The organism is Buttiauxella noackiae ATCC 51607 (assembly GCF_001654865.1).
Lineage (GTDB): Bacteria > Pseudomonadota > Gammaproteobacteria > Enterobacterales > Enterobacteriaceae > Buttiauxella > Buttiauxella noackiae.
On the sequence record NZ_LXEO01000065.1, the window covers coordinates 1 to 11,620 of the forward strand.

Sequence of the window (11,620 nt, forward strand, 5' to 3'; positions counted from 1 at the left end):
AATACAAACAAAAAGGCCTGCACATGGCAGGCCTTGTGGCTGGAATACTTAGCGTTAGAGAGTGATGACACCAATAAAAGTCACTACAGTAAGGATGGCCGCAAGACCGTAGAACACCCACTTGCCAGACGGCACATGAATTTTCAGGTCGTGCATTGCGTGATGGATACGGTGCAACCCACACCACAGCGGTAGGACAATCATCAGGAAGATGAACAGGCGGCCAATCAGGCTTTGTGAGAATGCCAGCACACGGTCATAGCCTAATGCATCGCCCGGGAAAAGCCCCAGCGGCAGCATAATGCCAACCAACAGCACGATCACAGGAGCAATGATTGCACCCCACATACCGCTTGCGCCAAACAGACCCCAGAATACTGGCTCGTCGGAGCGTTTTGGATTCGGATTAATCATGACGTCCCCCTTACCAGAACAGTGCAATAAACAGAATGACGACCGTGGCGACAACCGTCACCGCCCACAAGCCTTTAATCACTGGCTCTGGCCCCATTTTGTCATCTTTGATGATGATATTGGCGGCCTTCGGTGCCAGTTCAAACCAGGTTTTCGTATGCAATAACGCAGCCGCTAACGTGATCAGGTTGAGGATAACCACGATAGGGTTCTGGAGAAAACTGACAAACCCTGCCCAGCTTTCCGGGCCACTTTTCAAAGAGAAAAGACCGCACAGCAGCAAGATGCTGAACCAGACGGTAGGTACAGCGGTTCCTTCGCGAATCATATAAAAACGATAGAAACCCAGCTTTTTCCACCAGGTTGGGGTCATCGTCCGCACATATGGCTTACGTTTCGTAGTCATTTTGCACTCCTTAGCGTGGTTTCAGGGTAGCAATCAAAAAGTCTTTCGAACTTTCGACTTTACCCTGCTGGATGGCAGCGGCGGGATCGACGTGTTTCGGGCACACTTCGGAGCAGTAGCCCACGAAAGTACAGCTCCAGACGCCGTTCTGGCCGTTTAACTGCGCCATACGCTCTTTCTTGCCATGGTCGCGGTTATCCAGGTTGTAACGGTGAGCAAGCGTGATTGCAGCCGGGCCAATAAACTCAGGGTTTAAACCAAACTGCGGACATGCGGAATAACACAGCCCACAGTTGATGCAGCCGGAGAACTGATGGTATTTCGCCATCTGAGCTGGAGTTTGGGTGTTTGGCCCCTGGTCTGGAGTACGCGTGTTGCCGATGATGTACGGCTTAATCGCTTCCAGGCTTTCGATAAAGTGGGTCATATCGACCACCAAATCGCGCTCAATAGGGAAGTTTGCCAGCGCCTCAACCTTCATACCCCTGGTGTATTCACGCAGGAAGGTTTTGCAGGCCAGTTTAGGCACGCGATTGACCATCATGCCGCAAGAGCCGCAGATAGCCATACGGCATGACCAGCGATAGCTCAGGTCTGGTGCCAGGTTGTCTTTGATATAACCCAGCGCATCCAGCAGTGAGGTTTGCTCATCATAAGGCACTTCATAGATTGCACTGTGTGGCTCGTTATCCGTTTCCGGGTTGTAGCGCACCACTTCAATCTTCAGAGTCTTCATCGTATCAGCCATTCGACATCTCCTTCTTCTTGTCGGCTGCTTCTGATTCCGCACCGTAGACGCGTTTAGCCGGTGGCAACGTAGTGATTTTCACATCACTGTATTCCAGACGCGTAGTTCCATTGGCGTCACGGAAAGCGAGAGTATGTTTCAGGAAGTTCACGTCATCACGCTCGGTACAACCCTCGTCCAGACGCTGATGCGCGCCGCGCGACTCTTTACGAGCCATCGCCGAGTGCGCCATACATTCCGCAACATTCAGGCCGTGGCCCAACTCGATGGTGTAGAGCAAATCAGTATTAAACACGCTGGATGTGTCAGTAATACGCACACGTTTGAAGCGCTCTTGCAGCTCAGCCAGCTTATCAATGGTTTTCTGCATCAGTTCTGGTGTGCGGTAAATCCCGCAACCTTCTTCCATGGACAGACCCATTTCATCGCGAATCTTCGACCAGTTTTCAGTGCCTTCCTGATTAACCAATTTCTTGAGACGCGTTTCGACATCAGCCGCTTGCGCGTTCAGGGCAGCATCGTTAGCCGGCAGTGCTTCATTCGCGCGCTTCATCGCGCTTTCGCCCGCCAGACGACCAAACACCACCAGTTCTGCAAGGGAGTTAGAACCCAGACGGTTCGCGCCATGCAGGCCAACGGAAGAACATTCACCCACAGCAAACAGCCCTTTGATACGGCTTTCACACTGGCTGTCAGTTTCGATGCCACCCATGGTGTAGTGCGCGGTAGGGCGAACTGGAATCGGCTCTTTTACCGGGTCAACGCCGACATACGCTTTCGACAGCTCGCAGATAAACGGCAGGCGCTCGAGAAGTTTCTTCTCACCCAGGTGACGCAGATCGAGATAAACCACATCGCCACGTGGAGTCGGAACGGTACGGCCTGCACGCCATTCGTGCCAGAAGGCCTGAGAGACTTTGTCGCGCGGGCCGAGTTCCATGTATTTGTTGCGCGGCTCGCCCAGCGGTGTTTCGGGCCCCATTCCATAATCTTGCAGATAGCGATAGCCATCTTTGTTGACCAGAATACCGCCTTCACCACGGCAGCCTTCTGTCATCAGAATGCCGGAACCTGGCAAGCCAGTTGGGTGATATTGCACAAATTCCATATCACGTAGCGGTGCGCCGTGGCTCAACGCCATGCCCATACCATCACCGGTCACGATGCCGCCGTTGGTGTTATAGCGATAAACACGGCCTGCGCCGCCCGTCGCCATCACGACTGCATTGGCGCGAATCTGCACCAGCGTGCCTTCCATCATATTCATGGCGACCACGCCACGCGCTTCGCCGTCATCGACCAGAATATCGAGTACGAAATGCTCGTCAAAACGCTGGATTTGCGGGAACTGTAAGGAGGTCTGGAACAGGGTGTGGAGCATATGGAAGCCGGTTTTATCTGCGGCAAACCAGGTACGCTCAATCTTCATGCCACCAAAGCGACGAACGTTTACGGAACCGTCCGGACGGCGACTCCATGGGCAACCCCATTGTTCAAGCTGAGTCATTTCGGTAGGGCAGTGATGGACGAAGTAGTCGACCACATCCTGCTCGCACAACCAGTCGCCACCGGCCACGGTGTCATTGAAATGGTATTCGTAGCTGTCGTGATCCTGCGTGACGGCGGCAGAACCCCCTTCGGCGGCCACGGTGTGGCTACGCATTGGGTAGACTTTGGAAATCAGAGCTATTTTGGCTTGTGGATTGGCTTGTGCCGCCGCTATGGCTGCTCGTAAGCCCGCTCCGCCAGCGCCTATTATGGCGAGATCGGCTTGAAAGGTTTGCACGACATTCCTCCAGATTTTAGTTATTTCGCACAGCTAATTTAACCAAAGGTAGTTCACCAATACGGCGCCAGCTATTGCGAAAGGGTTATCCCTGCTCCTTTGTAGGTAGAGGATTATAGCCGCAGGCTTTTTAAGGAAATTTGACGTGTTCGATTTTTTTGCTGTTCAGTGCAGCAATTAATTAATAGTGGTGATGAGTTACGTCACGAAATACAGATTATTAATGTCAATTAGGGGCTGGAAACGGTGAAAATTTACTGCGCAAAATTTGTCTCCCTTATGCGATGCGGGTAGACTTCTCCGCCTTGTTTGAATACGGAGACTTCCCCATGAGCGAAACGGCCACCTGGCAGCCGAGCGCATCCATCCCCAACCTGTTGAAACGTGCAGCGATCATGACCATCATTCGGCGTTTTTTTGCCGATCGCGGCGTACTGGAGGTGGAAACACCGTGCATGAGTCAGGCAACGGTTACGGATATCAATCTGTTCCCGTTTGAAACCCGTTTTGTTGGCCCAGGTCACGCTCAGGGCGTTAATCTGTACCTGATGACCAGCCCGGAATATCACATGAAACGCCTGCTGGCGGCGGGCATTGGCCCGGTATTCCAACTGTGTCGCAGTTTCCGTAACGAAGAGATGGGGCGCCATCATAATCCAGAGTTCACTATGCTGGAGTGGTACCGCCCTTGCTACGATATGTATCGTCTGATGAATGAAGTTGATGATTTACTGCAACAGGTTCTGGAAACTGATGCGGCAGAGTCTCTCTCTTATCAGCAGGCGTTCCTGCGCCACCTGGAGATTGACCCGCTTTCTGCGGATAAAACGCAGTTGCGTGAAGTGGCCAAAAAACTCGATTTAAGCAACATCGCCGATCAGGAAGAAGACCGCGATACCTTGCTGCAACTGCTGTTCAGCATGGGTGTTGAACCACATATTGGTAAAGACAAACCGACGTTTGTTTATCACTTCCCCGCAAGCCAGGCAGCCCTTGCACAAATCAGTACCGAAGATCACCGCGTCGCAGAGCGTTTCGAGGTTTATTTCCGTGGTATTGAACTGGCGAATGGTTTCCACGAATTGACTGACGCCCGTGAGCAGCAGCAGCGTTTTGAGCAGGATAACCGTAAACGTGCCGCGCGCGGTTTGCCGCAGCAGCCGGTAGATGTGAATTTACTGGAAGCACTCAAGGCGGGATTGCCGGATTGTTCAGGTGTTGCACTAGGTGTGGATCGTTTGATTATGTTAGCGCTGAAGGCTGAAAGCCTTGCTGATGTGCTGGCGTTCCCGGTAGACCGGGCTTAAGAAAATAGTGGATGAGCTTGCGCTTATCCACCCTAAATGAAATAAAAAATAGAGCGGGTAAGCATTTAGCTTCACCCGCTTTTTTTACAAACTCCCCGGCGTCCTGCCTGCTTTCCCTGTCGAAGTCAGCGTCTTACTGCTACGTTGCCCGCCGAGACTATCCAGACGCATCTGGAATGGTGGGAACGGCAGCTCGATACCGTGTTCGCGGAAACCTTGCAGAATGAGCTGATGAATCTCGTGGCGCAGCGGCATACGGTGGTTCATCTCTGCGGCGTAGATACGCAGCTCAAAGATTTGAATGCCCGCCTGCAAGTCCACAAGGAACGCTTCTGGCGGTGGGTTATCAATTACCAACGAACAGCGCTGGGCCGCCTGCAACAACACCTTCGTGACTTCTTCGCTGTTTGCATCAGATGGGGCTGGAACAGTTAGCACCACACGCGTTACTGAATCCGACAACGACCAGTTAATGAACTGCTCGGTGATAAACGCTTTATTTGGCACGATTATCTCTTTACGGTCCCAGTCGCTGATGGTGGTCGCGCGGGTGTTGATCTTGGTGACGCTGCCGGTGAGATCGCGGATAGTCACGGTGTCGCCAATACGAATCGGTTTTTCGAACAGAATAATCAGGCCGGAAATAAAGTTGGCGAAGATCTCCTGCAAACCAAAACCTAAACCGACACCAAGGGCTGCGACCAGCCACTGCAATTTCGACCACTCAATGCCAATCATCGAGAAGCCAACTAACGTACCGATCAGTAACAGCAGATATTTGGTTACGGTGGTAATGGCGTAGCCTGTGCCTGGCGCCAAATCCAGATGCTGTAGCAGTGCAAGTTCGAGTAGCGCAGGGAGGTTACGCACCAGTTGCATGGTGATAATCAGCACCAGAATGGCAATTAACACTGAACCCAGGGTTATCGGCTCGATGCTTTCCACGCCTTGTACTGTTGAGGTCACATCCCACAAGGTGATGTTCTCAAGGAAACCAAATGCAGAGTGGATTTCTGACCACAACACAATGACCGACAGCAGCGCAATCAGCATCAGAATCGAACGCACCAGACGCAGTGATTGCACGCTGATGGTATCCAGATCGATTTCAGGTTCTTCGATAGTTTCTGATGAGCCTTCATTACTGTGGCTATGTGCGGTTTCTTCTTCACCACGCGCACGCTGGGCCAGGATTTCAGCACGGCGATGTTTAGCGCGATCAAAGGCCAGACGGCGGCGCTGAATCAGCATCCAACGGCGGAAGATGTGGTACACAACGAGCAGTAAGAACCAGATAGCTACTGATGTTTCAAGCCTTGCCAGCAAGGCCTGGGCCGTTGCCAGGTAACCCACTGCCGCTGCCAGAATGGCGAGCAACGGGGCGGCAAGCAGCAGGTTCCACAAAATGGTGTTAGCGATGTTTTCGCTATTACCTTGTTTATCCAGATACAGCGGAATACCTGCGCGTTTCAGACTCAGGGTGACCAGTGCCATTGCACCGCAAATCAACATAAAGCACAGTCTTCCGAGCGAGCCGGAGAACTCTCGGTCGTTCAAATTATCAAACATAATCAATGCCATAATCAGGGGCACGATTAAGCCGATACTCATCAGGTAATAGCGCATGGCACGGGCAACTCGTTGCTGCGGCCAACCAAAATGCACGATGAACAAGCCATTTGGGCGGGCGAACGTGGCGCAAATCATCACGGCCCACAGCAGCGGAACCGTGGCGGTCACTCCATCACCGATAGCCACCGCAAGGGGATATGGCCAGGCAGATTGCAGCCCGTAACCGAGCGTTGCCCAAAGAACGGGTAAAGGCAGAGCCACCAGAATCGACCAGAAAACGGTACGCAAGGTCAAGCTGAAGTGATCCTGAGTAACCTTTCCGACCTTTGCACTAGAGCGTTCAAGGAACGCAGAAAAATGGCGGCGGGAGCTGACACTAAAGCCCACCAGTATCAATGCTCCGAACAAAGGCAGCAGCGTTTCTTTGCTGGTGAGCATCATGATGGTCGCACTGCCAAGCTGGCTGAACGTATCCATCGACACCAGACGACGCAAATCCTGCACAATCTCTACCGGCCAGGTGATGCCCATTGGGCTGACATCTGAGGTCCAGAACAGGTAGCGGTGTGTTGCTTCGTTGACCTCTTTTAACGCATCTTCCAGTTGGCTATTCGCCACTTTCAGTTTGGTCAGTTCGAGAATCAGGTTATCGCCACCTTGCAGCAAGGAGTTGAGCAGTTCGCGTTGGGTGCGCAATTGCGCTTCCAGAATACGATTTTGCTCACTGGTCAGCTCCTGACCATCGTTCTGACGAATCTGGCGTAATTGCTGCTGTTTGTTCAGCAGGTCTTCATAATGCAGGCGCTGTACACGCAACTGGCCAAGTTCGGTATCCAGTTGCTGAGACTTTGGCATTTCAGGTAAACGGGCCACCTGAGCGCGTAAAGCTTCACCCAACACATTCGATACGCCAAGCCATTGTGACTGTTCACGTAGTGTGTTGAGTGCCTGACGCACTTGCAATGTCTGACTGGAGGCCTGGCGTTGCTGAGAAGCCACTAAATCCATTCGTTGAGCCTGTTGATTCAACGCCTGGGATAATTCGCGGTTATTTTTAAACTGATCAACGATACCTGATGGCAGGTTAGCGCTGCTTTCTGCCAACAACTCGGTGCTTTCCAGCGCTTTTTCCGCTTCACGCTGACGCTGATTATTGAGCTGATTACGCAATGCCTGGAGATAAGCATCCAGTTGCGCGCTCTGTTTTTGGGCCAGCTCTGCCCGTAGCCGCGCGAGTTCCTGGCGGTTACTGGCAGACAACTGTGCCAGTTCCAGTTCATCGACCAGGGCTTTCAGGCGTGATGATTCAGCCTGTAAAGAGAGATTTTGTGCCTGCGCCAGCGGTGTACTGCTAGCAGGCTGGGTGCCCATCCGACGTTCCACCTCGTTTAGCTGGCGGCGTGCATCTGTTTGCTGTTGAGGCAGTTGGCTGAGCGAATCGGTGATTTCTCGGGTGCGTTCCTGCTCTTGTTGCGCAAGGCGGCTTTTATCCAGCAATTGGCTGCTAACTTGCAGGATTTCCTGATTTAACGCATCGGTGCTCATGGTTTCTGGCACTTTTGGCGGTTCATCGCGCAGATTATTTATCTGCCGACGTAAGGTGTCAGAGAGTTTGGGGAAGTTATCGATAACTTGCTGATATTGCGTGACACGCTCCAGCGAGATTTTACGTTCATCAAGCGCGTTGAGCGCGGCCTGAAGTGCTTCCACGGTTTCAGGGCTGCCAGGTTTGTCTTTTGCAGACTTAGCTTGTTCTAGTTCCTGGGAGATTTGTTTGGCGTCGGGGGCTGTGGCGGCATACGTCGGTAGACTAAGGCACCAGGCCATCAGAATTGTGATTATCAGGCGCACGTGAATACCTATAGGTGAATCAGCCCTCGCAGCGATGTCGCGAGGGCTGGGGTAGGAGCGTTAAACGTCTGGTTTGCTTTCCTGATCGGCAGCAACTTCCATTTCAGAAATCTCACTCACTGGTACTTCCGGCTCGATCACCGGCTCGGTAGAGATTGCCAGAGGTTCACCAATTTTGGTTGCGGACAGGCTTTGCAGCTGTTCGGCCAGGTTCACTTTACCTGGTGCGAACAAGTTGATTACTGTTGAACCGAGTTTAAAGCGACCCATTTCCTGGCCTTTCAGCAGCGCTACAGAACCTTCGTTGTCACCAGCAGGCCATGTCCAGCGCTTAATCACACCTTCACGCGGTGGGGTGATGGTGCCAGCCCATACGGTTTCGATGCTGCCAACAATGGTTGCACCCACCAGAATTTGCGCCATTGGGCCAAACTCGGTGTCGAACAGGCAAATTACGCGTTCGTTACGGGCAAACAGGTTCGGCACGTTTTGCGCGGTTAAATGGTTTACGGAGAACAAGTCACCCGGTACGTAAATCATTTCACGCAAAATACCATTACACGGCATGTGAACACGGTGGTAATCACGTGGTGACAGATAAGTGGTAACGAAGCTGCCGTTACGGAACAAATCGGCCATCAAATAGTTACCGGCAAGCAGGGCTTCCAGACTGTAGTTATGACCTTTGGCCTGCAGAATTTTATCTTCTTCAATAGGGCCTAACTGGCTTACAACACCGTCTGCTGGCATCACCAGTACATTTGGGTCGGTATTAATTGGACGAACATCGTCACGTAGTGGGCGCACGAAGAATTCATTGAAGGTGCGATAGCTGGCAGTATCCGGCTTCTGAGCTTCCTTCATGTCGACTTTGTAGTATTTGACGAACAGGTCGATAACCAGTTTGGTCAACCAGCCAGCTCGTTTGCTTGCACCCCAACCTGCCAGGCGAGTCAGCCATAGTTTAGGCAGGATGTACTGGAGCGAAAGTTTAAAGTTGTCTAACAAGATAGCCTCCTGGCTAAGTACCCATATTTAGCGGGCATACACAAAAAGGAGCGCGATTTTAGCGATGCCCAGCTTAATTGTCAGCGGTCAGTATCGGAAAAGGTTTTACGCGATTTTACCTCGGACATACTTTCCAGTATGCGATGGTAATTTTCGAAACGCGTTTCGGCGATTTCCCCACGTTCAACAGCTTCGCGCAGCGCACAGCCAGGATCGTTGGTGTGGCTGCAGTCACGGTATTTGCAACGCCCTAAATACTCGTGGAATTCAGTGAACCCTTGAGTGACTTGATCGGGTTCTAAGTGCCATAAACCAAACTCACGAACGCCTGGAGAGTCAATTACATCACCGCCGCCCGGGAAGTGATACAAACGAGATGCAGTGGTTGTATGCTGACCCAGACCTGAGTTGTCAGAAACGTCATTAACCAGAATCTGGGCTTCTTTAAAACCAAGCAGGTTGTTCAGCAGGCTGGATTTCCCCACACCGGATTGCCCGGCAAAAATGCTGACGCGGCCGATCAGGGCTTCTTCAAGCTCTTTCAGACCTTCTACTTTGTGGCTGGAAACCATTAAGACGCGGTAGCCAATTTTGCGGTAGATATCCATTTGTTCATTAACGAACGCAAGACCTTCTTCATCGAGCAGGTCGGTTTTATTCAGTACCAGCAGTGGTTCAACGTCCAGTGTTTCACACGCTACCAGATAACGGTCAATAATGTTTAGTGACAGCTCGGGCAGAATGGCGGAAACCACAATGATTTGGTCGATATTGGCGGCAATCGGTTTTACGCCGTCATAGAAATCAGGGCGTGTCAGGACGGTAGTGCGCTCGTGCACCGCATCAACAATGCCTTTTATGGTTACGCCAGCCGCAGCTTCTTTGGCTGGACGCCAGACCACATTGTCGCCGGTTACCAGCGAACGGATGGTGCGGCGAATATTGCAGCGGTGAATGTCACCACCTGGTGATTCAACATCGGCATGTTGGCCGAAACGACTAATTACGCGACCATCGCGCGGTTCACCAAACTGAGAGTCGTCAGGATCGGCTTTCTCCACAGTCTGTTTAAGCCGACGCTGGTGGTTTGCTGAAACCCGGCGCTGCTGTCCTTTGGAGAGTTTATTTTTGCTCAATCTTACTGGCTCCTGGTCGCCCGTGATGGGCAAAACCTCTATGATACACACTATTTTATACGAATTAACCCATCGACAAAGGTGGGCTACGCACAAGAAGGGTGGAAAATAGCATGAGTGGAAATGAAAACAATCTGATTTGGATTGATTTAGAAATGACCGGCCTGGACCCCGAGCGGGATCGCATAATTGAAATTGCCACTCTGGTTACCGATGCCAATTTGAATATCCTCGCCGAAGGGCCAACGATCGCGGTTCATCAGTCTGACGAACAGCTGGCGTTGATGGATGACTGGAATGTGCGTACCCATACTGGCAGCGGGCTGGTAGAGCGCGTGAAGGCAAGCACCATGGATGACCGTGCGGCTGAACTGGCGACACTTGAGTTCCTGAAAGAGTGGGTTCCCGCTAATAGTTCTCCAATCTGTGGTAACAGCATAGGCCAGGATCGCCGTTTCCTGTTTAAGTACATGCCTGAGCTAGAAGAGTACTTCCACTATCGTTATCTGGATGTCAGCACTCTGAAAGAGCTGGCGCGCCGTTGGAAACCTGAAATTTTGGCTGATTTCAAAAAGCAGGGTACCCATCAGGCGATGGATGATATTCGTGAATCGGTGGCAGAGCTTGCCTTCTACCGCGAGAATTTTATCAAGTTATAAGAATTTGTTAGCCTCGGTTCTGTTTTTTTCACTCATCCGAAAAAGGCAGGATCGAGAGATTTTCCTGTTATTCGCTGGGAAAATAATCATTTTGTCGAATTAATCAGCATTCAAACAAAAATAGCAAAAAAAATCGTTTGAGGGCTTGCGACTAAAACGATTTCTCGTATAATGCGCCTCCCGTACCGATGCAGAATTTGCAGCGTTACACAGAGCGGGAATAGCTCAGTTGGTAGAGCACGACCTTGCCAAGGTCGGGGTCGCGAGTTCGAGTCTCGTTTCCCGCTCCAAAATTTGATTAGGCTTTTTACAGCCAGCACCACCCAAGCGGGAATAGCTCAGTTGGTAGAGCACGACCTTGCCAAGGTCGGGGTCGCGAGTTCGAGTCTCGTTTCCCGCTCCAAAATTTGATTGGCTTTTACAGCCACGCACCACCCAAGCGGGAATAGCTCAGTTGGTAGAGCACGACCTTGCCAAGGTCGGGGTCGCGAGTTCGAGTCTCGTTTCCCGCTCCAAATTCTAATATCCAGTACAAATTATCCACAACGCTAACCAGCGTCGGTGGTGGTTTTTACGTTCGCGATAAATTCTTGTAAACAGACTTATCCACAGCCTTTGTCTATTCACTTAGATCGCTAACTATTTCTTAATTTTTATAAGAATATTTTAACTATTTGATTAATATCATTTTTTTAATATTTGAGAATGTTAAGCGGATCGCTTGCAGATTTTT

At 51.3% G+C, this 11,620-nt stretch carries 9 protein-coding genes and 3 tRNA genes; 5 read left to right on the top strand and 7 right to left on the bottom strand.

Annotation, left to right across the window (positions count from 1 at the left end; all coding sequences use genetic code 11):
• Positions 1–54 precede the first annotated feature (54 nt).
• Genes frdD through frdA form a run of 4 tightly spaced genes read right to left on the bottom strand, consistent with a single transcriptional unit; the run spans position 55 to position 3,354 of the window.
• Complete coding sequence (gene frdD, locus M979_RS19635) at positions 55–414, bottom strand: fumarate reductase subunit FrdD (RefSeq protein WP_064556121.1); 360 nt, start codon at positions 412–414, stop codon at positions 55–57.
• A 10-nt stretch (positions 415–424) separates the two neighbouring features.
• A complete protein-coding gene (frdC, locus tag M979_RS19640) occupies positions 425–820 on the bottom strand; it encodes a fumarate reductase subunit FrdC (protein WP_034461133.1) in 396 nt (131 codons plus the stop codon).
• Positions 821–830: 10 nt separating this feature from the next.
• Complete coding sequence (locus tag M979_RS19645) at positions 831–1,556, bottom strand: succinate dehydrogenase/fumarate reductase iron-sulfur subunit (RefSeq protein WP_373977100.1); 726 nt, start codon at positions 1,554–1,556, stop codon at positions 831–833.
• Positions 1,557–1,560: 4 nt separating this feature from the next.
• Entirely contained in the window at positions 1,561–3,354 is a 1,794-nt protein-coding gene (gene frdA, locus M979_RS19650) for a fumarate reductase (quinol) flavoprotein subunit (protein WP_064556123.1), read from the bottom strand.
• A gap of 329 nt (positions 3,355–3,683) precedes the next feature.
• On the opposite strand from frdA, the gene epmA reads away from it, so the two are divergent.
• Positions 3,684–4,661 (top strand): elongation factor P--(R)-beta-lysine ligase, encoded by a 978-nt coding sequence (epmA, locus tag M979_RS19655; RefSeq protein WP_064556124.1) that lies wholly within the window; start codon positions 3,684–3,686, stop codon positions 4,659–4,661.
• Between the two features lie 84 nt (positions 4,662–4,745).
• On the opposite strand, the gene mscM is transcribed toward epmA, so the two are convergent.
• From mscM to rsgA, 3 genes are all read right to left on the bottom strand, one after another.
• Positions 4,746–8,084: a miniconductance mechanosensitive channel MscM gene (gene mscM / locus M979_RS19660; protein WP_034461139.1), complete on the bottom strand. Its 3,339-nt coding sequence runs from the start codon at positions 8,082–8,084 to the stop codon at positions 4,746–4,748.
• 60 nt (positions 8,085–8,144) lie between these two features.
• The gene (gene asd / locus M979_RS19665) at positions 8,145–9,092 is read right to left on the bottom strand and encodes an archaetidylserine decarboxylase (protein WP_034461140.1); all 948 of its coding nucleotides are present in this window, start codon (positions 9,090–9,092) and stop codon (positions 8,145–8,147) included.
• Positions 9,093–9,172: 80 nt separating this feature from the next.
• Positions 9,173–10,228 (bottom strand): small ribosomal subunit biogenesis GTPase RsgA, encoded by a 1,056-nt coding sequence (gene rsgA / locus M979_RS19670; RefSeq protein WP_034461145.1) that lies wholly within the window; start codon positions 10,226–10,228, stop codon positions 9,173–9,175.
• Positions 10,229–10,341: 113 nt separating this feature from the next.
• On the opposite strand from rsgA, the gene orn reads away from it, so the two are divergent.
• The 4 genes from orn (at position 10,342) to M979_RS19690 (ending at position 11,402) form a co-directional block, all read left to right on the top strand.
• Positions 10,342–10,887 carry an oligoribonuclease gene (gene orn, locus M979_RS19675; protein ID WP_034461152.1) on the top strand — a complete coding sequence of 182 codons (546 nt, stop codon included), beginning with the start codon at positions 10,342–10,344 and terminating at the stop codon, positions 10,885–10,887.
• A 214-nt stretch (positions 10,888–11,101) separates the two neighbouring features.
• Positions 11,102–11,177, top strand: a tRNA-Gly gene (locus M979_RS19680).
• Positions 11,178–11,214: 37 nt separating this feature from the next.
• A tRNA-Gly gene (locus M979_RS19685) sits at positions 11,215–11,290 on the top strand.
• 36 nt (positions 11,291–11,326) lie between these two features.
• Positions 11,327–11,402 (top strand) — tRNA-Gly (locus M979_RS19690).
• Positions 11,403–11,620 lie beyond the last annotated feature (218 nt).